The organism is Microbacterium sp. GXF6406, from assembly GCF_054798215.1.
In genome coordinates this window covers 1-19248 of the sequence record NZ_JBSJZH010000006.1, presented here as the reverse complement: position 1 = coordinate 19248, position 19248 = coordinate 1, and the positions used below count along the sequence as shown (strand labels likewise).

General features: G+C 69.1%; 18 protein-coding genes. 10 read left to right on the top strand and 8 right to left on the bottom strand.

Annotation, left to right across the window (positions count from 1 at the left end):
- Positions 1–59 precede the first annotated feature (59 nt).
- The 6 genes from ACWAUG_RS05140 to mvk are packed head-to-tail and all read right to left on the bottom strand — an operon-like array spanning position 60 to position 6374.
- The gene (locus ACWAUG_RS05140) at positions 60–1217 is read right to left on the bottom strand and encodes a hydroxymethylglutaryl-CoA synthase (protein ID WP_460801703.1); all 1158 of its coding nucleotides are present in this window, start codon (positions 1215–1217) and stop codon (positions 60–62) included.
- Positions 1214–2269, bottom strand: coding sequence for a hydroxymethylglutaryl-CoA reductase (locus tag ACWAUG_RS05135; RefSeq protein WP_298040310.1), 1056 nt, complete (start codon positions 2267–2269; stop codon positions 1214–1216). The genes ACWAUG_RS05140 and ACWAUG_RS05135 overlap by 4 nt, the downstream gene beginning before the upstream one ends.
- A gap of 32 nt (positions 2270–2301) precedes the next feature.
- Complete coding sequence (gene fni / locus ACWAUG_RS05130) at positions 2302–3390, bottom strand: type 2 isopentenyl-diphosphate Delta-isomerase (protein ID WP_460801701.1); 1089 nt, start codon at positions 3388–3390, stop codon at positions 2302–2304.
- On the bottom strand, positions 3380–4471 hold the full coding sequence (locus ACWAUG_RS05125; RefSeq protein ID WP_460801699.1) for a phosphomevalonate kinase: 1092 nt from the start codon (positions 4469–4471) through the stop codon (positions 3380–3382). The genes fni and ACWAUG_RS05125 overlap by 11 nt, the downstream gene beginning before the upstream one ends.
- 5 nt (positions 4472–4476) lie before the next feature.
- Positions 4477–5430 carry a diphosphomevalonate decarboxylase gene (gene mvaD / locus ACWAUG_RS05120; protein ID WP_298040316.1) on the bottom strand — a complete coding sequence of 318 codons (954 nt, stop codon included), beginning with the start codon at positions 5428–5430 and terminating at the stop codon, positions 4477–4479.
- Positions 5427–6374, bottom strand: a complete 948-nt coding sequence (gene mvk / locus ACWAUG_RS05115) for a mevalonate kinase (protein ID WP_298040319.1) — start codon at positions 6372–6374, stop codon at positions 5427–5429. Before mvk ends, mvaD begins: the two co-directional genes overlap by 4 nt.
- 402 nt (positions 6375–6776) lie before the next feature.
- Between mvk and argC the strand changes: the two genes are divergently transcribed.
- From argC to ACWAUG_RS05075, 8 genes are read left to right on the top strand one after another with little or no spacing between them, the layout of a single operon-like run.
- Positions 6777–7820, top strand: coding sequence for an N-acetyl-gamma-glutamyl-phosphate reductase (gene argC, locus ACWAUG_RS05110; RefSeq protein WP_298040321.1), 1044 nt, complete (start codon positions 6777–6779; stop codon positions 7818–7820).
- The gene (gene argJ / locus ACWAUG_RS05105; RefSeq protein WP_460801697.1) at positions 7817–8974 is read left to right on the top strand and encodes a bifunctional glutamate N-acetyltransferase/amino-acid acetyltransferase ArgJ; all 1158 of its coding nucleotides are present in this window, start codon (positions 7817–7819) and stop codon (positions 8972–8974) included. The genes argC and argJ overlap by 4 nt, the downstream gene beginning before the upstream one ends.
- Positions 8971–9885, top strand: coding sequence for an acetylglutamate kinase (argB, locus tag ACWAUG_RS05100; RefSeq protein WP_298040325.1), 915 nt, complete (start codon positions 8971–8973; stop codon positions 9883–9885). Before argJ ends, argB begins: the two co-directional genes overlap by 4 nt.
- Positions 9882–11099, top strand: coding sequence for an acetylornithine transaminase (locus ACWAUG_RS05095; RefSeq protein ID WP_460801695.1), 1218 nt, complete (start codon positions 9882–9884; stop codon positions 11097–11099). Before argB ends, ACWAUG_RS05095 begins: the two co-directional genes overlap by 4 nt.
- A complete protein-coding gene (gene argF, locus ACWAUG_RS05090; RefSeq protein WP_298040329.1) occupies positions 11096–12019 on the top strand; it encodes an ornithine carbamoyltransferase in 924 nt (307 codons plus the stop codon). Before ACWAUG_RS05095 ends, argF begins: the two co-directional genes overlap by 4 nt.
- A gap of 8 nt (positions 12020–12027) precedes the next feature.
- Positions 12028–13104 (top strand): heparan-alpha-glucosaminide N-acetyltransferase domain-containing protein, encoded by a 1077-nt coding sequence (locus ACWAUG_RS05085; RefSeq protein WP_460801693.1) that lies wholly within the window; start codon positions 12028–12030, stop codon positions 13102–13104.
- A 10-nt stretch (positions 13105–13114) separates the two neighbouring features.
- Positions 13115–14545 (top strand): argininosuccinate lyase, encoded by a 1431-nt coding sequence (argH, locus tag ACWAUG_RS05080; RefSeq protein WP_460801691.1) that lies wholly within the window; start codon positions 13115–13117, stop codon positions 14543–14545.
- A 55-nt stretch (positions 14546–14600) separates the two neighbouring features.
- Positions 14601–15245 carry a SatD family protein gene (locus ACWAUG_RS05075; protein WP_298040332.1) on the top strand — a complete coding sequence of 215 codons (645 nt, stop codon included), beginning with the start codon at positions 14601–14603 and terminating at the stop codon, positions 15243–15245.
- Between the two features lie 3 nt (positions 15246–15248).
- Here ACWAUG_RS05075 and ACWAUG_RS05070 read toward each other — a convergent pair whose 3' ends face one another.
- Positions 15249–15827: a hypothetical protein gene (locus ACWAUG_RS05070; protein WP_460801689.1), complete on the bottom strand. Its 579-nt coding sequence runs from the start codon at positions 15825–15827 to the stop codon at positions 15249–15251.
- A 38-nt stretch (positions 15828–15865) separates the two neighbouring features.
- On the opposite strand from ACWAUG_RS05070, the gene tyrS reads away from it, so the two are divergent.
- Together tyrS and ACWAUG_RS05060 are read left to right on the top strand one after the other, a co-directional pair.
- On the top strand, positions 15866–17191 hold the full coding sequence (tyrS, locus tag ACWAUG_RS05065; protein WP_298040335.1) for a tyrosine--tRNA ligase: 1326 nt from the start codon (positions 15866–15868) through the stop codon (positions 17189–17191).
- 3 nt (positions 17192–17194) lie between these two features.
- Complete coding sequence (locus tag ACWAUG_RS05060; RefSeq protein WP_460801687.1) at positions 17195–18019, top strand: DUF4184 family protein; 825 nt, start codon at positions 17195–17197, stop codon at positions 18017–18019.
- Here the strand turns inward: ACWAUG_RS05060 and ACWAUG_RS05055 are convergent.
- The gene (locus ACWAUG_RS05055; protein WP_460801685.1) at positions 17958–18806 is read right to left on the bottom strand and encodes a CoA transferase; all 849 of its coding nucleotides are present in this window, start codon (positions 18804–18806) and stop codon (positions 17958–17960) included. The two genes, ACWAUG_RS05060 and ACWAUG_RS05055, sit on opposite strands and share 62 nt — an antisense overlap.
- Positions 18807–19248: the final 442 nt, after the last annotated feature.

Below are 19248 nucleotides of genomic sequence, written 5' to 3'. Positions count from 1 at the left end.
AGAAGGGCGGGGTGCGGGCCGAAGCCCGCACCCCGCCCTTCTGCGTCGGTCCGGAGGGGTCAGCCGATGTGCTCGTACTGGCGCGCTCCGCCGCGGATGCCGGCGAAGCGGAAGGGTCCCGTCGTCGTGCGCGGCGTCTCGGTGTCCGTGCCGCTCGGGTACGACAGGGCGTGCAGCCGCTCGTACTCGGCGATGGGCAGAGGTGCCCGGGCATCCAGCATCCGGCTCACGCGCGCCGAGCGATCCTCGCGCCCACCCTGGGGGAGGACGCGGGCCGTCAGCAGCTCTCCGACGCTGCCGGATCCGTAGCTGAACAGGCCGACCCGTCGGCCATCGAGATCGGCGCGGGCATCGATGAGCGCGGCCAGAGCGACGTACAGCGAAGCCGTGTAGCTGTTGCCGAGGCGTCGGTTGTACGTCGACATGGCGACGAGATCGTCGTCGGCGAGCTCTGCGCCGAGGTGCGCGGCCAGGCGCCGCTGCGCCTTCGCCGCCATCTTCGTGAACGGCTGGTGGTAGGCGAAGGCGGCGATGTCCGCAGCGGTTACCCCGCCTCGGGCCTGCAGATCATCCCATGCGCCGAGCAGTGCGTCGATGTACGCCGACATCGACAGCTTGCCGTCGACGAGGGCCGTCGAGGAGTCGTTCGGCCGCCAGAAGTCATCGACGTCGGCGGTGAAGACGCCGGAGACCGGATCGATCTCGAGCAGCGCCGGATCGGCGCTGACGAGCATCGCGACGGAGGCGGCACCCTGCGTGGGCTCGCCGGCCGAGTCCAACGCGTAGCGGGCGACATCCGCGGCGATGATGAGAACGCGCTCGGCGGGATTGCGGGCGACGATGCCCAGGGCCATCTGCAGTGCAGCGGTGCCGGCGTAGCAGGCCTGCTTCAGCTCGACCGCGCGCACATCTGCTCCGAGGCCGAGCAGGCCGTGGGCGAAGACCGCGGCCGACTTCGACTGGTCGATGCCCGACTCGGTCGCGAACAGGAGCGTACGGACGCCGTCTGCACCGGTGCGCGCGAGGAGCGCCCGGGCCGCCGCCGCGCCCATCGTGACGATGTCCTCATCGGGTGCCGGGAAGCTCATCTGGTCCTGGCCGAGGCCGATGCGGAATTTGTCGGGGTCGACGCCGCGCGCGACGGCGAGATCGGCGAGATCGACGACGTGGTGGGTCGTTCCGATCTCGATGTCGTGGATGCCGATCGAGCGGTTCATCGTGCGGCCTCGCCGCGCTCGAGCTTGCGGTGCACCTTCATCAGCTCGCCGGGGTTGGTCTGTGCAGCCAGCAACGACAGCTCGCCGCACAGCACCGTCGCCGCGGTGATCGCCGCGAGGCGACGGGCGTTTCCGCCGCTGTCGCGGTCCTCCCGGCATCCGAGTCGCTCGAGCGCCTTGTCGACGTGGGGCAGGCCCTTGCCGTTTCCGACCGTCCCCATGATCAGGTGGGGCAGGGAGCAGGAGAAGTAGAGTCCGTCTTCGCGGTCCTCCGCGTAGGTGATGCCCTGCGAGCCCTCGACGATGTTCGCCGCGTCCTGGCCGGTGGCGAGGTAGATGGCCAACAGCATGTTCGCGTAGTGCGCATTCGCCGAGCGCAGGGCTCCGGCGATCGTGGAGCCGACGAGGTTCTTGCGCACGACGAGGTCGGCGACGCGGCTCGCATCGGTGCGCAGCACATCGCGGACGATGTCGTGCGGGATGAGGATGTCGGCGACGACACTGCGCCCGCGCCCCAGGATGCCGTTGACCGCGGTGGCCTTCTTGTCGGAGCAGAAATTGCCCGAGATCGAGCCGTACTCGATGCCGATGCCCCAGGAGAGGATGCGCTCCATGAGCGCCTCGGAGGCGGCGGTGACCATGTTGTGGCCAGACGCATCGCCCGTGGTGAACGCGAAGCGCACGAACAGCAGGCTGCCGACGATCTCGGGGTGGATCTCGATGAGCTTCGCGAAGCGGCTTCCGGCGCGGACGACCTCGGCGAGCTCGTCCTGACGGGCGGAGATCTCGTCCGCCGCGCGATGTGCGGCGATGGCATCAGAAGCGTGGAAGAGGACCGAACGGGTCATCTTCTCACCGACGACGACCGTCCGGATCCCTCCTTCGACGGTCCGACTGACGCGCGCACCGCGACCCACGGAGGGCCACAGCGGCGACTCGTACGTCGCCAGCGGCACTTCGATGTCGCCAGCGGCGTCATCGCCGCTGATTCGGATCGGTCCGACCCAGCGGGTCGGGATCTCGGTGGGGGAGTGATCACTGCGATAGCTCATCGTTCGTCCTCGTCGGTCAGCTGTGTCGGGTGTCAGTCGGGCGAATCGGTCGCCCGGGATCGGGTGGAGAAGGAAGCCGCGTCGATGCCGCGCAGCGCGCAGAATTCGCCGAGATCGCCGCGCACGAGAAGGTCGGTGCTCACGAGGGCCGCGGGGGAATCGGCACCCAGCAGCGCCATGATGGAGCGGATCTGATCGAGCCAGCGCTGGATCATCACGATCAGGGCATCGGCGCCGCCCTCTACCGCGGCATCGAGGAAGACCCCGGCGACTCCTACGGCCCGGGCCCCCAGCGCGAGCGCCTTGACGACATCGAAGGGGTTGCGCACGCCACCGGAGGCGAGGAGCGCGGGGAAGCCTGCCGGTGCATCGAGCAGCGAGGCGGGCGCGGACTGGCCGAAACCGGTCAGGAAGGAGAGGCCGCCATCGGCGTGCCGGTCGTTCTCGATGCGGAGGAAGTCGGTGCCGCCGCGCCCGCTGACATCCGCGATCCGCACGCCCAGGTCGCGCAGGCGCATCAGCGTCTCGCGGCTGAGGCCGAAGCCGACCTCCTTGATGATGACCGGCACGGGGGATGCGGCGATCATCTCCTCGAGCGAGGCGTGCCAGGACGAGAGGTCGCGGGCGCCCTCGGGCATCGCGATCTCCTGCACGGGGTTGATGTGGATCTGCAGCGCGTCGGCCTCGAGCAGGTCGACGGCGCGGCGCACATCGTCGCCGCCGCGGCCGATGCCGAGGTTCGCGAAGACGAGGCCGTCGGGGTTCTCATCGCGCACGATGCGGAAGCCCGTGGAGGTGGACGGGTCATCCACCGCGATGGATGCGGAACCGGTGCCCATCGCGATGCCCGTCTCGCGCGCGGCGATGGCGAGCTCGCGGTTGATGGCGGCGGTGCGCGTGGTGCCGCCGGTCATCCCATTGATGTACAGGGGCGCCGACCAGCGCATGCCGTCGACGCGAGTGCTCAGATCGATCGCCGCCGTGTCGATGCCCGCGAGGGCGTGGTGCACGAACGCGAGGTCGTCGAATTCGCTGTGCGCACCGGTGGGGCGGCTGCCCGGTGCCAGACGCAGGTGGTCGTCCTTGCGGGCCGCGCGTGCGCGCGAGTCCTCAGCGGCCATCGCCGTCCTCCTCGGGGTCGTGCACGGTCAGGGCGAGATGCTGGATGCCGTGCGCCACCCAGTCCTCCGCGATCAGGGCTTGCGCGGTGCCGGGCTCGACGAGAGCTATACCGCAGTCGCCGCCGCCCGCACCGGAGGGCTTGGCAGCCGCGCCGTGCCGCTCGACGATGTCGCACATTGCGCGCAGCCGGTCGGTCTCGATGCGGATCCCGGTGGATGCGTCGAGCTCCTGCAGCAGTCGTCGGACGCGTCGGATGGCGGGTTGCACGGGGGTCTCGTCGGCGCCGAGTGCGGCAACGATCACCTCCACGTTCTCCCGGCTCCCGGCGCGGAAGAGGGCGCGCTGCCGCTCGTGGTCCTGCTCGGAGCGCTGCACGCCGTCGACGAGACGTTCGGTGGAGGCGGGGGAGCCGGTCCACCCGACCATCAGCTCCAGCGTGCGCGGCGCGGGCAGAGGTGTGATCGTGCAGATGTCCCACAGGGGCGCCGTCATGGTCGCGGGGAGCCCGTGCGCGGTGCGGTGGGCGCGCAGCGCCTCTCGATCCGGGGAGGTGTAGCGAATCCATCCGCCATAGGTGCTGGCGGCGATGTCTCCGCCCGAGGCCCGCGGAGAGAGCTCGATCGTCGTGAGCAGACCCAGCCGGAATCGTTCGAGGCGGGTGAGGCCGAGACCGTAGAACTGCTCGAGCGCCGAGATGACGGCCACCGTCACGGCCCCGGAGGAGCCGAGGCCGAACTTGCGCCCGGAGGGGTCGTCGAGCTCGCTGCCGATGTGCAGGTCGAAGTAGCGGGGTTCGATTCCTCGCGCGGCACGCAGCTCTTCGACGGCGTCGATCGCGGCGGCGACGAAGTCCACGGGGGCGTGCTCGAGCACGATGCGGTCGCCGGCATCATCGCGAGCCCAGACGCGCGGCTGGTCGCCGTAGGCCGTGGAGTGGATGCATCCGCTGCTGTTCTCGGAAGCGGAGACGCGAACGCTCAGGTAGCGGTCGACGGCGACGAGGATCGCGGGCTCACCGGGCTCGACGACAGCGTATTCGCCGGCGATGAAGAGCTTGCCCGGGGCGCGCGTCTCGATCACGGGATTCACTCCTCGGAGATGAGGGCGGCACCGGGGCCGGGTCCGACGACCGCGACGCGGCCGAGGTCGCCGAGGCGTTCGGCGACGGCGTCGGCGTCGGCGGGGCGAGAGATCACCACGACGTTCGGGCCGGCATCTGCGGTGGCGTATGCTTCGAGGCCGTCTTCGCGGAGGCGCTCGACGGCGTCGAAGACGGCGATGCTGCGCGCGGTCAGGTAGCGGATCGGCGGCTCGGCTGACTGGATGACGGCGTGCATGCGCAGCGCGTTGGATTCCGTGAGCTGACCGAGACGGGTGAAGTCGTCATCGGCGCACGCTTGGAGGGCCAGGTCGAGGCTCTGCGCGGTCGACTCGACCCACGCGCTGTGGAAGGGAGAGGTCGCCGCGGTGCGGCGCATGGCCTCACGGCTCGTGACGCTCTTATGGCTCTCGTCCACGAAGACGATGATCATGCGGAAGTCGGGGCCGGAAACGTCTTCGGCGCAGGAGGATTCGTCGTCGCCCGCGTGCCACATGGCGAGTCCCGGGAAGATGGAGCGGGTCGCGGAACCGGAGCCGCGGCGGGCGAGACGGCTGAGGTCGCGCGCCGACAGATCGAGTCCATAGGCGTCGGCGGCCGCGGTCGCGAGCGCCGCGAATCCGGAGGCGGAGGAGGCGAGGCCGGCGCCGGTGGGAGCCTCGTTGCGGGTCACGACGCGGGCGTGCGCGGTTGATCCGGACCATTCGCGCACGATGTCGAGCAGGCGGGTCACACGGCGCACCTGCTCGGGGGTCGCTTCTGCGCCGTTCAGCTCGAGGCTGTCGTCGTCAGCCTCGGGGACGAGGGTCACGGTCGTCGTGGTCGCGAAGGTGTCGAGCGTCAGGGACAGGCTGCCGGCGGCCGGCAGCATCAGCTCCTCATCCGCCTTTCCCCAGTACTTGATCAGAGCGATGTTCGGGTATGCGCGAGCGGTGCTCATGCTTCTCCTGCCGTGAGAGTCCAGGTGCGGGGGGCCCCCGCATGTCGCAGCGCCGTTTCCAGGCGTTCTGCGTGCGGTTCGGATTCGGCGAGGGCGATGACGCAACCGCCGAGGCCTCCGCCCGTGAGCTTTGCTCCGAGCGCGCCGGCGGCGCGTGCCGCGTCGACGAGCGCGTTCAGACCGGGGGTGCTGACGCCGAGGTCCACGAGGCCCTGGTGGGCGCGGTCCATCTCGGAGCCGACCGCGCGCGCATCGCCGGTCTGCATCGCGGTGACGGCGCGCTCTGCGCCCGCGGCGAGGTCGAGCATGATCCCGTCGATGCGCTCGGGTTCGGCATTGCGCCGGCGGCGCACATCGCCCACAGCCTCGGAGGTCGAGCCGGGGATGCCGGAGTCTGCGATGACGAAGGTGAGGGGCTCGGCGAAGGTCAACGTGCTGATCTGGCCCTGGCGGAACAGGATCGGACCGTCAGCGACGACGGCATAGGCATCGAGCCCGCTGGGGGCGCCGTGCGCGACGCGCTCGGCCTCCTGGATGATGCGGTGGCAGTCCTGCGCGTCGAGGTCGCGATTGGCGAGGGATGCCACGGCGCGGGCGATCGCACCGGCGACGGCCGCGCTGGATCCGAGTCCGCGCTCGTGCGGGATGCTGCTGCCGATGCGCACCCAGAGGCCCGGCGTGAGCGGGGCGATGCGGCGGATGGCTGCGCGGATCGCGGTGACGACCGGGAGCAGATGGTCGGGCGCGCGCTCGGCTTCCCCGGAGTAGAGGGCACTGTCGATGTGGATCCCGCTGGCCTCCGGACGCACATGCACCGTCGCTGCGAGTCGGGTCATGGGGAGGGCGACAGCGGGGGCGCCGTACACGACGGCGTGCTCCCCGAACAGGATGATCTTGGCGTGCGAGCGCCCGTCGCCGGTCAGGCGCGGCGCGGTGCTGGGCACCGCGTAACTCACGCGTTTCGACCGATGACGTTGGCGGTGCTCGGCATGAACCTTCTCCTTGTGATCGCCTTAGCGCTCGATTCTAGTCACCTCGGCGGGGAGTCCTCTGAGAGTGCAGGGGCGCGTTCGTCGGGCTGGTGACCGATTTGCCGGATACGCGCTTGCGGCGCTAAGGTCTCCGCATGCTTCCGGTTGCGCCCGCATCGAACACGCTCGTCCCGAGCGCGTTCATCGTGCGCCGACGTCGCGGACGCCGACTCTAGGCGACCCCGTGATCTCCGGCTGCGGCTTCCGCGCACCGGCACCGGTGTCGCCGCCTCCGCCCCTTCGGCATTCCGAAGGTCCTCCCTTTCCGCAGTCAAGCATCAGGGACCGAGGGTCCCGCACCGTTAAGGTAGAAACATGACGTATACCGTCGCCGTCTCCGGCGCATCCGGCTATGCGGGTGGCGAAATACTGCGCCTGCTGGCAAGCCATCCCGATATCGAGATCCGCACCGTCACCGCGCATTCCAACGCGGGACAGCCGCTGATCCAGCATCAGCCGCACCTGCGCTCACTCGCGCACCTGACGCTGCAGGACACGACGCCCGAGATCCTCTCGGGTCACGACATCGTGTTCCTCGCGCTTCCGCACGGGCAGTCGGGGCAGTACACCGATGCGCTCGGCGACGTTCCGCTCGTCATCGACGCGGGCGCCGACCACCGTCTGACCTCCGAGGAATCCTGGGACGCCTTCTACGGCGGCCACTTCCACGAGCCCTGGTCCTACGGAGTCCCCGAGCTTCCCAGCGGCACGGGCAAGCTGCGCGAGGAGCTCGTCGGCACGCGGCGCATCGCCGCCCCGGGATGCAACGCCTCCACGGTCAGCCTCAGCCTCGCCCCCGGTGTGGCGGCGGGCGTCATCGCCGCCTCCGATATCGTCAGCGTCCTCGCCGTCGGCCCCTCGGGAGCCGGCAAGAGCCTGAAGACGAACCTGCTCGCCAGTGAGATCCTCGGTACCGCGAACCCCTATGCGGTCGGCGGAACGCACCGGCACATTCCCGAGATCCAGCAGGCCCTTCGCCAGGCCGGCGCCACGGATGTGCGCATCTCGTTCACTCCGGTGCTCGTGCCCATGGCCCGCGGCATCCTCGCCACATCCACTGCGCCGATTCTTCCCGGCGTCACGGATGCGCAGATCCGAGAGGCATGGGAGAGCGCCTACGCCGATGAGACGTTCGTCCAGCTCCTTCCCGAGGGCCAGTTCCCGCGCACAGCCGATGTGCTCGGTGCGAACCTTGCGCTGATGGGTCTCGCGATCGATCGTGCCGCGAACCGTGTGACCGTCGTCACCGCGGTCGACAACCTCGTCAAGGGCACCGCCGGTGCCGCCATCCAGTCCATGAACATCGCGCTCGGCCTTCCCGAAGACCGTGCCCTGACCATCAACGGAGTAGCACCGTGAGCGTCACCGCGCCCCAGGGATTCGAAGCGGCCGGTGTCGTCGCGGGTCTGAAATCAACAGGAAAACCCGATCTCGCCGTCGTCGTCAACCGCGGCCCCCGGAAGGTCGGCACAGCCGTCTTCACGAGCAACCGTGCCAAGGCCAACCCGATCATCTGGTCGCAGCAGGTCGTGGCGGATCGCACGGTCGAGGCTGTCGTGCTGAACTCCGGCGGTGCGAACTGCTTCACGGGGGAGTTCGGCTTCCAGACGACTCACCTCACGGCCGAGAAGGCCGCCGAGCTGCTCGAGGTCAGCGCGGGCGATGTCGTCGTCTGCTCGACGGGCCTCATCGGCACGGGCGACCAGACGTTCCGCGACAAGGTGATCGCCGGAACGACGCACGCCATCGCGGAGCTCTCGGCCGAGGGCGGCGAACTCGCCGCGCAGGCGATCATGACGACCGACACGGTCGCCAAGACCGAGGTGATCACGCGCGACGGGTGGACGATCGGCGGCATGGCGAAGGGTGCGGGAATGCTCGCGCCGGGCCTGGCGACGATGCTCGTCGTCATCACGACCGACGCCGATCTCGACCCCGCGGAGGCCGATGCGGCACTGCGCGCGGCGACCGGGCGCACCTTCGACCGCCTCGATTCCGACGGATGCATGTCGACCAACGATCAGGTGACGCTGCTCGCGAACGCGGCCAGCGGCATCCGCCCCGACCTCGAAGCCTTCACCGACGCTCTCATCGAGCTGAGCGATCGCCTCGCCGAGAAGCTGCAGGGCGACGCCGAAGGCGCGAGCCACAACATCACGATCCGGGTGACGAACGCCGCCTGCGAGCAGGACGCGGTGGAGGTCGGCCGCTCGGTCGCCCGCAACAACCTCTTCAAGGCGGCGATCTTCGGCAATGACCCGAACTGGGGGCGCGTGCTCGCCGCCATCGGCACCACGAGCGCGGAGTTCGACCCCTACGACGTCGATGTCTGGATGAACGGCGTCCGCGTGTGCACGGCCGGCGGTCCCGACCGCCCGCGCGAGGACGTCGATCTGACCCCGCGCGCCACCGATCTGCTGATCGACCTGCGCACCGGCGACGCCGAGGCGACGATCCGCACCAACGACCTCACGCACGACTACGTCCACGAGAACAGCGCGTACGCCTCATGACCGATATTCAGGACACCCCGGCCGAGGTCGCTGCCGAGAAGGCTTCGACCCTCATCGAGTCGTTGCCGTGGCTGAAGAAGTTCCGCGATCAGATCGTCGTCGTCAAGTACGGCGGCAACGCCATGGTCTCGGACGAGCTTCAGGAGGCGTTCGCGCAGGACATCGCGTACCTGCGCTACGTCGGCGTGCAGCCGGTCGTCGTGCACGGCGGCGGCCCGCAGATCTCGAACATGCTCGACAGGCTCGCGATCCCCAGCGAGTTCAAGGGCGGCTACCGGGTCACCAACACCGAGGCGATCAGCGTCGTGCGCATGGTGCTCACCGGTCAGGTCAACCCGCAGCTGGTGGCGAAGATCAACTCGCACGGCCCCATCGCCACCGGGCTCAGCGGCGAGGACGCCGGACTCTTCGGCGGCCGCCGCCGCGGAGTCGTCATCGATGGCGAGCAGGTCGACCTCGGCCGCGTCGGCGATGTCGTGCAGGTCGACCCGACCGCGGTCCTCGACCACCTCGCGGCCGGTCGCATCCCGGTGATCTCCTCGATCGCCCCGGACCTCGACAACCCCGGGCAGTCCCTGAACGTGAACGCGGATGCCGCGGCGTCCGCCCTCGCCGTCGCCCTCGGCGCGCGCAAGCTGGTCATCCTCACCGATGTGCCGGGCCTCTACGCCGACTGGCCGAACCGCGATTCGCTCGTGTCGCATCTCACCTCCCCGCAGCTCGTCCAGATGCTGCCGTCGCTGGAGTCGGGCATGATCCCGAAGATGCGCGCCTGCCTGGATGCGGTGGAGGGCGGCGTCGACGCCGCGGCGATCATCGACGGACGCGTACCGCACTCGGTGCTCGTCGAACTTTTCACCAGCAAGGGGATCGGAACAGAAGTGGTACTCGGAGAAGGGGTGACGGCGTGACCGTCTGGCAGGATGAAGCGGCGCGGGATCTCGCGCTCAACGCAGGACAGCGGCTCGCACTGCTCACTCGCGGCGAAGGGTCGTACCTGTGGGACGGCGAGGGCAATCGTCACCTCGACTTCCTCGCCGGAATCGCGGTCACCTCGCTCGGGCACTCCCACCCGGCGTTCGTCGAAGCGGTCTCCTCGCAGGCCGCCGTGCTCACGCACGTCTCGAACTACTTCGCCACCCCGCCGCAGCTTGCGCTCGCCGCACGTCTCAAGCGCCTCGCCGGCGCCGGCATCGAGGGTCGCGTGTTCTTCTCGAACTCGGGCGCCGAGGCGAACGAAGCAGCGTTCAAGCTCGCCCGTCTGCACGGCGGCGCCGAGCGCCCGCGCATCATCGCCCTCGAGCAGGCCTTCCACGGCCGCACCATGGGATCGCTCGCGCTGACCGCGAAGAAGGCTTACCGCGCCCCGTTCGAGCCCATGCCCGGTGGCGTCGAGCACATCCCGGCGACGATCGAGGCGCTCGAGGCGGCCATGGACGATCGTGTCGCCGCGGTCTTCGTCGAGCCCGTCCAGGGCGAGGCCGGCGTCGTCGAGCTGCCGGAGGGCTACCTCGCGGCGGCTCGAGCGCTGACGCTCGAGCACGGCGCGCTGCTCATCGTCGACGAGATCCAGACCGGTGCCGGACGCACCGGCGCATGGTTCGGGTTCTCGCACGAGGGCATCACACCGGATGCGATCACCCTGGCCAAGGGCATCGGCGGCGGCTTCCCGATCGGAGCACTCGTCACCTACGGCGCCGCCAGTGCCCTGCTCACCCCGGGGTCGCACGGATCGACGTTCGGCGGCAACCCGCTGGGCACCGCAGTCGCCAACGCCGTCCTCACCGAGATCGAGGATGCCGGCCTGGTTGAGAACGCGGCCGTGCGGGGCACCCAGCTGCGCACCCTGATCGAGGGCATCGGCTCACCCCTGGTCGAGTCCGTACGCGGGCGCGGTCTGCTCCTGGGCGTCGCATTGAGCGAACCCGTTGCCGGCGACGTCGTCGCTGCGGCTCAGGCCCGCGGCCTGATCATCAACGCTGCGAACCCGTCGACCGTGCGCATCGCCCCAGCACTGAACATCGGTGACACCGAGATCGAAGAATTCCAGACCCTGTTCGCAGCATCCCTCGCCGACGTGCGGGAGAGCCACGCGGCATCCGCAACCGGAAAGGTTCCCGCATGACCCGCCACCTGCTGCGCGACGATGATCTGACACCCGCCGAGCAGGCAGAGGTCCTCGACCTCGCGCTCGAGCTGAAGAAGGACCGCTGGGCCGATAAGTCGCTCGCGGGCCCGCAGACCGTCGCCGTCATCTTCGACAAGTCCTCGACCCGCACGCGCGTCTCGTTCGCGGTCGGCATCGCCGATCTCGGCGGCTCGCCGCTGATCATCTCGACGGCCAGCAGCCAGCTCGGCGGCAAGGAGACGCCCTCCGACACCGCCCGCGTGCTGGAGCGCCAGGTCGCGGCGATCGTGTGGCGCACCTATGCGCAGTCGGGCCTGGAAGAGATGGCGAACGGCACGCGCGTTCCCGTCGTCAACGCCCTCTCGGACGACTTCCACCCCTGTCAGCTGCTCGCCGATCTGCTCACCATCCGCGAGCACAAGGGCGACCTGAAGGGGCTGACCCTCGCGTTCTTCGGTGATGGGCAGAGCAACATGGCGCACTCCTATGCGCTGGCCGGCGTCACCGCGGGCATGCATGTGCGCATCGCGGCCCCGGAGTCGTATGCGCCGCGAGCCGATGTGATCGCCGACGCCGAGCGTCGTGCGGCGGAGACCGGCGGATCGATCACCCTGTTCACCGATCCCGCTGAAGCCGCGGCCGGTGCCGACGTCGTCGTCACCGACACGTGGGTGTCGATGGGCAAGGAAGAGGAGAAGATCGCGCGCATCCGGGACCTCGGCGGGTACAAGGTCACTGAGGAGACCATGAAGCTCGCCGATCCGGAATCGATCTTCATCCACTGCCTGCCGGCAGACCGCGGTTACGAGGTCGACGCCGAGGTCATCGATGGCCCCCAGAGCGTGATCTGGGACGAGGCGGAGAACCGGCTGCACGCGCAGAAGGCCCTGCTCGTCTGGCTGCTGCGCCAGAGCTGAGGCACCGGATGCGGGACGCACTGTCACGTTTGGACGGTGCGTCCCGCATCTCCGGAATCGACCTGGCCCGCGGGCTCGCGGTCATCGGAATGCTCGCCGCGCATCTGCTCATGACCGCGGACTCGTTCGTCTGGAATGACCCGTCCACATGGACGGCGGTGGTCGACGGGCGCTCCTCGATTATGTTCGCTGTGCTCGCCGGGGCGTCGATCGGCATCGTCACGGGCGGGCGCGAACCGCTCGCACGGCCGGAGATGGAGATCGCCCGGATCAGACTGCTGATCCGGGGGTGCATCCTGTGGGTCATCGGCATCCTGCTCGCGCTGACGGGTGTCCCCGTCTACGTGATCCTGCCCGCCTACGCGATCCTCTTCATCGCGGTGATCGGTTTCGTGGGGCTGCGGGCGCGAACCGTGCTGATGATCGCCGCTGCGATCGCTCTCGTCATGCCGTTCGTGCAACCGTTGCTCGATGATCTGCCGTTGTGGCGCGCACCGGTCGGTGCGGAGATCGAGACCTACATCGGATGGCACTATCCGTTCACCCTCTGGCTCGTGTTCGTCCTGGCGGGCCTGGGCGCGGCGCGCACGGGCCTCGCGCGATTGAGGATTCAGATCAGGATGCTGGTGCTCGGCGCCGTCGTCTCGATGCTCGGTTATCTGCTCGCGCTTGTCCGAGTTCCGGGATCGTCGTATCTGGATGCGGTGTTCACGGCAGTACCGCACTCCGGTGGGATCGGGGAGGTCATCGGCTCCGGAGGTTTCGCCGTCGCTGCCATCGGCGCCTGCCTGCTGCTGTGCCGGCTCCGAGCGGTGCGGATGCTCTCCCTGCCGGTGCGGGCCATGGGTTCGATGCCGCTGACCGCCTACATCGCGCAGCTCATCGTGTGGGCTGTTGCGGCAGCGGTCCTTCTCGGCGACACCGCTGACCTCAACGGTTTCCTCGCCCTGGCGCCCTTCTGGTCGATGACGGTCGGGATCCTCGTGGGGTGCACGGCGTGGGCGCTGCTCTTCGGGCGCGGACCGGTGGAGTGGGCGCTGGCCAAGCTCTCAGGGTTCGTCGGCTCCGGGCCTGTACGCCAGTAGGCTGGAGAGTATGAGCGACGCGAAGCACGATGGCACGAACGAGGGCGCACTCTGGGGCGCACGATTCGCGAGCGGGCCGTCGCCCGAGCTCGTCGAGCTGAGCCGATCCACCCACTTCGACTGGATCCTCGCACCCTACGACATCGCGGGTTCGCACGCGCATGCCAAGGCCCTGGCCGCCGCGGGCTATCTCGAGGCAGACGAAGAGCGCCGCATGCACGAGGGTCTCGACGCCGTCGCGCGCAAAGTCGCCGATGGCACGATCGTGGCCCAGCCGACGGATGAGGACGTGCACGGCGCGCTCGAGCAGGCGCTGATCGCCGAGCTCGGCCCTGAACTGGGCGGTCGCCTGCGCGCCGGTCGCAGCCGCAACGATCAGATCGCAACCCTCGTGCGCATGTACCTGATCGACCACGCGAAGGTCATCGCCCGCGATATCCTGCGCGTCATCGACGCCCTCGTGGCCCAGGCCGAGGCGCACCCCGATGCGATCCTGCCCGGCCGCACCCACCTGCAGCACGCGCAGCCGATCCTGCTGGCCCACCACCTGCAGGCCCACGCCTGGCCGCTCGTGCGCGAGCTCGAGCGCCTCGTCGACTGGCGCGTCCGCGCCGGTGTCTCGCCGTACGGCGGCGGCGCCCTCGCCGGATCCACGCTCGGCCTCGACCCCGAGCTCGTCGCCCGCGAGCTGGGCCTCGACCGCCCGGCGGAGAACTCGCTCGACGGCACGGCCGCGCGTGACGTGGTGGCGGAGTTCGCGTTCATCACGGCGATGATCGGCGTCGACCTGTCGCGCCTGAGCGAGGAGATCATCCTCTGGAACACCCACGAGTTCGGGTTCGTCACGCTGCACGACGGCTACTCGACCGGTTCCAGCATCATGCCGCAGAAGAAGAACCCCGACATCGCCGAGCTCGCCCGCGGTAAGTCCGGCCGACTCATCGGCAACCTGTCGGGTCTCATGGCGACCCTCAAGGGCCTGCCGATCGCCTACAATCGCGACCTTCAGGAGGACAAGGAGCCGGTCTTCGACTCGGTGAACACCCTTGAGGTCGTGCTCCCCGCGTTCGCCGGCATGGTCGCGACGCTCACCTTCGACACCGAGCGCATGGCGGCGCTCGCGCCGCAGGGCTTCTCGCTGGCGACGGACGTCGCCGAGTGGCTCGTCAAGCAGCGCGTTCCCTTCCGCGACGCCCACGAGATCTCGGGTGCGCTGGTCAAGGCGTGCGAGATCCGGGGGATCGGACTCGAGGATGCCGATGATGCTCTGCTTGCGGAGGTCTCGGCGCACCTGACCCCGGCGGTCCGCGAGGTTCTCAGCATCGAGGGATCCGTGGCCTCGCGCACGGGAGCCGGCGGCACCGCTCCTATTCGTGTTGAGGAGCAGCGTGCGGAGCTCATCGCCCGCACGCAGGCTGCGGTGCACGCTCTCGGGATCTGACGCAGATATCAGCGTTATTCTGATATTTGCTGAATATCAGTGATAAGCTGATGTAATGCTGACCGTCGTCACCGCTGACATCATCGGCTCCCGGGAGATCGCCGACCGGAGCGCCGCCCAGAAGGTCTTCGACGCGTCGATCGCCCGCGTCGAGCAGGCCCTGCCCGTCGTCGTCCGCGGACTTCGTCCGACCGTCGGTGATGAGCAGCAGGGTGTTTACCCGACCCTCGAAGCGGCGCTCGCGACGATCCTGCTGCTGCGGCTCGCGCTTCCGGACGGGCTCGAATTCCGTTACGGAATCGGGCTCGGCGAGATCGGGCGCGTTGCGTCCGTGGGGATCGAGCAGGGGATCGCGGACGGACCCGGCTGGTGGGCGGCGCGCACAGCGGTCGAGCACGTCGAGAAGCTTCAACGGCGGGACGCACCGAACGCCCGCAGCTGGGTGGTCGCCGATGAGAAGACGGCGAAGACGGATGCTGCGGCGGTGAACTGGGCGAACGCCTATCTGCTAGCCCGCGACGAGATCGTGTCGACCATGACCGCCCGCTCGAGGCGGCTGACATACGGGCGGTGCTTGGGTGAGCCGCAGCGCGAGCTCGCCCGTGCAGAGGGCATCACGCAGTCCGCGGTCTCGCAAGCGCTGGCGAGCTCGGGCGCTTCGGCGATCGTCGCTGGATTCCGCATGCTCGCGGTGGCTTGAGGGTCAGAGCAGGGCCAGGCGTGCGATCGCGCCGACCGCTCCTGCCCACAGCAGGCTCGCCACGGTACCGATGATGAAGCGCTCCCGCGCCTCCGGCTCTCCGAGCTCGGGGAATCGTCCGATTCCTTTGACAGCGATGACCGCCGCGACCGCTTCGGGGAATCCGACCGTGATCGCCACCGCCGCCGCGACGCGTTCGAGGAAGCCGATCACGGTACCGCCGCGCATGAGCGTGCGGGGAGCCGAAGCATCCGCCGCGATGATGAGGATCCCGCCATCGCGGGTCTCGCGCACGCGATCTCCGGAGGCGATGTCGAGCGCACGGCGCGTGAAGGGGGACCCGCCGATGACGGCGACAGTCATGGCCAGGAGGATGACCGGTAGGCGCAGAGCCAATGGGGCCGACGTGATCGGGGCGACGAGCGCGGTGATGAGCGCGGCCGCGGCGAGTGCGCAACTGATGGCGACAGGTGCCGTTCTTGCACGGCGGAGCCCGGCGATGCTGAGCGCGAGGGCGATGAGGAGAGCACCGCCGAGGCTTGCGGCGACGACCGCGGCGACTGCGGGATCGGCGATGATCATGACGACAGCCTGGCACGAGCATCCGACATCGAGGAGACATGCGCGCTGATAGCCTGGAACGCGTGTCGAATTCTGATCTGACGACTGCCGCTGTGGCGAATGACCCCGCGTTCGAGAACGTATGGGATGAACTCGTCTGGCGTGGCCTCGTCCACGTGTCCACGGACCAGGAGGCGCTGCGCGCCCTGCTCGGCGGAGACCCGATCACCTATTACTGCGGATTCGACCCGACGGCACCGAGCCTGCACCTCGGCAACCTCGTACAGCTGCTCGTCCTGCGTCGCCTGCAGCTCGCCGGTCACAAGCCGCTCGGTCTCGTCGGCGGTTCGACCGGTCTCATCGGAGACCCCCGGCCCACGGCCGAGCGCACCCTGAACACCCGCGAGACGGTTGAGGAATGGGTGGGCCGTCTGCGCGCACAGGTCGAGCGCTTCCTGAGCTTCGAGGGCGTCAACGCCGCCCGTATCGTGAACAACCTCGACTGGACGGCGCCGATGTCGGCGATCGACTTCCTGCGCGAGATCGGCAAGCACTACCGTGTCGGAACGATGCTGAAGAAGGACGCCGTCGCCGCGCGCCTCAATTCTGATGCAGGCATCAGCTACACCGAGTTCAGTTACCAGATCCTGCAGGGCATGGACTTCCTGGAGCTCCACCGCCAGTACGACTGCGTGCTGCAGACCGGTGGATCGGACCAGTGGGGCAACCTCACCAGCGGTACCGACCTCATCCGTCGCGTCGAAGGCGTCTCGGCGCATGCGATCGGCACCCCGCTGATCACGAACAGCGATGGCACGAAGTTCGGCAAGAGCGAGGGCAACGCCATCTGGCTCGACGCCGAGATGTGCAGCCCGTACCGCATGTACCAGTTCTGGCTGTCGACGGCGGATGCCGATGTGATCGAACGTCTGAAGATCTTCACGTTCCTCACCCGCGCCGAGATCGAGGAGTACGCGGCTCTCGTCGAGGGCGAGCCCTTCCGCCGCGCCGCGCAGAAGCGCCTCGCGCTCGAGGTCGTCGCCACCGTGCACGGCATCGATGCGACGGCGGCCGTCATCGCGGCATCCGAGGCTCTCTTCGGTCAGGGCGACCTGACCGCGCTCGATGCCGTCACCCTGCGCACCGCTCTCGAGGAGCTGCCGAACGCGACCGTGCCCGCTGGCACGAGCGTGGTCGACGCGCTCGTCGCGACCGGTCTCGTCGCGAGCCTCTCCGAGGCCCGCCGCGCGATCAAGCAGGGCGGCGTCGTGCTCGATGGGCAGAAGATCGACGACGAGCAGGCGCTCGTCACGGCGAGCCTGCCCGGCGGAGTGTCGGTGCTGCGCCGCGGCAAGAAGACCCTCGCCGGCGTGTTCATCGGCTGACAGATGCCGTTCACGCCGAGCCACGCCGTCGTGGCCCTGCCGTTCATCCGCACGCCGTTGATCCCCGCGGCGATCGCGATCGGTGCGATGACGCCGGACCTGCCGTTGTTCCTGCGGGGTTTCGGCGTCACCTACGCGTTCACTCACACGAACGGCAACGTCGTGTGGACCGGCCTGATCGCCTTCCTGCTGTTCCTATTGTGGCGAGTTGTGCTGCGTCCGCTCGCCGGGCGTCTCGCGCCACGCTGGGTCGCCCGGCGCCTCCCGGGGGAGTGGGACCAGCCGGCTTGGCGGGCCGCTCAGGACGCGGTGGGCGTCGGCAGAGCGTGGTGGTACCCGTTCATGCTCGCGGTGTCGTTGCTGCTCGGGGTGATCTCGCACATCCTCTGGGATGCGTTCACTCATGAGGGTCGGGCGGGCTCCGACTGGCTTCCGGTGCTCGCCGAGCAGTGGGGCCCGCTCGCCGGATACAAGTGGCTGCAGCACGGATCCAGCGTCGTGGGCCTCATCATCATCGGCATCTGGATGCTGTGGTGGATCCGCCGCGCGCCGGTGCGCGCGATCCCCGAGACGACGCGGCTCGAGACCGCCGTGCGCATCTCCTGGTGGGTGGCGCTGCCCGTGATCCTCATCGGCTTCTGGACGTTCGGCTACTTCGCGTACGGACCGCTCACCGCGGAGTTCACCGTTCAGCATCTCGCGTACCGCACGCTTCCGCGAGCTGCAGGCATCTGGGCGATGCTCACGCTCGCGCTGTGCGTGGTGCTCACCATCTGGCCGGGTCGGCGCCGAACGGACGCGGCGGCTGCAGGCGCACCCCGGGGATGACGGATGCGGCCGTCGTGATGCAACGGCCGGCGACGACGAACTCCTCTGTGTGCGCGGAGGCATCGAATTCGGCATCCGGTGCTGGCTCCGCCGTCCGCGGCATCCCGAGCAGCTCGGCGGCGATCCGACGCAGTGATGTCGAGACGTGCCACGTGCCGCCTTCCGATCGGCGGCGGGCGAGGGCATCGCAGACGGAGGCCGCCAGCAGATAGCCCGCGCTGTGGTCCAAAGCCTGTGCGGGGAGCACACCGGGAGTCGCGCCGTCGGGCGACTCGATCATGTCGATGCCGGACTCCGCCTGTACGAGACTGTCGAATCCGCTGCGCTCGGCCTGTTCGTCTCCCCATGCGCTCAGTTGTGCGATGACGAGATGCGGATGCTGTGCGGCGAGGTTTGCGGGGGAGAGGCCGAGTCGCGCGAGTGCAGCCGGGCGGTACCCGAGCACGATGACGTCCGCGCGCGCGAGAAGGCCCGGCATCCGCGGGTCGTGCGCATCGAGAAGTGCGGAGCGCTTGCCGTGGCCGGTGTCGAGATGCTGCCACCCGGGCTCCGGCATATGGGGAGGGTCGATACGGAGGACGTCTGCGCCGAGGGAGGCGAGAGTGCGGGTGCTGACCGGGCCGGCGATCACACGGGTGAGATCGATCACACGGATGCCGCGCAGCGGGAGCGCGCTTGAGGGGAGCTGTTCTCCGCGTCCTGCCGGTGCCCCGTCCCCGACGCGCTCGATGCGCACGAGGGGAGTGGAACGCAGCGCAGCATCGGATGCGGGGTCTTCTTCTCGCACGTCCGCCTGCAGCCGAGATGCGGTCGACGACGGCGGAGACGGATGACGCGGCGAGTGCGTCGCGCAGCGGGTCGGCGTCGGATACCTCGTCGAGCCCGAAGGTGCGGAGGATCGCCGTGGCGTGATGGGGGTAATTACCGTGGGTGCGCACCCACCCGTCAGTCGTCTGCCAGAAACCGGAGAGCGCGGACCACGCATCGGGGCGGGCTCCGTCGATGCGCATGACCCGATCGCTCCGGTACGCCGTCGCGATCCGTGCCGGATCGGCCAACGGATGCTCCGGCCCGAAGGCCGCTCGGAGTAGCGCGGTCACGCTCGACCAGGCGAGCGGGCCAGTCGCGAGGCGCGAGGACAGCGGACCAGCAGGGGGGGGTGCCCCTATGTCTTTCGTCAAGTCTTTGGCGGACGAATTGAGATACTTGGTGCGTGGAGTTTCAGGCGA

What these genes read in the sequence shown, in the direction of transcription:
- ACWAUG_RS05140 (WP_460801703.1), bottom strand. Translation starts at nt 1,217, where the DNA reads ATGAACCGCTCGATCGGCATCCACGACATCGAGATCGGAACGACCCAC.
- ACWAUG_RS05060 (WP_460801687.1), top strand. Translation starts at nt 17,195, where the DNA reads ATGCCGTTCACGCCGAGCCACGCCGTCGTGGCCCTGCCGTTCATCCGC.
- argB (WP_298040325.1), top strand. Translation starts at nt 8,971, where the DNA reads ATGACCGATATTCAGGACACCCCGGCCGAGGTCGCTGCCGAGAAGGCT.
- argC (WP_298040321.1), top strand. Translation starts at nt 6,777, where the DNA reads ATGACGTATACCGTCGCCGTCTCCGGCGCATCCGGCTATGCGGGTGGC.
- ACWAUG_RS05135 (WP_298040310.1), bottom strand. Translation starts at nt 2,269, where the DNA reads ATGAGCTATCGCAGTGATCACTCCCCCACCGAGATCCCGACCCGCTGG.
- fni (WP_460801701.1), bottom strand. Translation starts at nt 3,390, where the DNA reads ATGGCCGCTGAGGACTCGCGCGCACGCGCGGCCCGCAAGGACGACCAC.
- ACWAUG_RS05075 (WP_298040332.1), top strand. Translation starts at nt 14,601, where the DNA reads ATGCTGACCGTCGTCACCGCTGACATCATCGGCTCCCGGGAGATCGCC.
- ACWAUG_RS05085 (WP_460801693.1), top strand. Translation starts at nt 12,028, where the DNA reads ATGCGGGACGCACTGTCACGTTTGGACGGTGCGTCCCGCATCTCCGGA.
- ACWAUG_RS05070 (WP_460801689.1), bottom strand. Translation starts at nt 15,827, where the DNA reads ATGATCATCGCCGATCCCGCAGTCGCCGCGGTCGTCGCCGCAAGCCTC.
- argH (WP_460801691.1), top strand. Translation starts at nt 13,115, where the DNA reads ATGAGCGACGCGAAGCACGATGGCACGAACGAGGGCGCACTCTGGGGC.
- argF (WP_298040329.1), top strand. Translation starts at nt 11,096, where the DNA reads ATGACCCGCCACCTGCTGCGCGACGATGATCTGACACCCGCCGAGCAG.
- tyrS (WP_298040335.1), top strand. Translation starts at nt 15,866, where the DNA reads ATGCGCGCTGATAGCCTGGAACGCGTGTCGAATTCTGATCTGACGACT.
- mvaD (WP_298040316.1), bottom strand. Translation starts at nt 5,430, where the DNA reads ATGAGCACCGCTCGCGCATACCCGAACATCGCTCTGATCAAGTACTGG.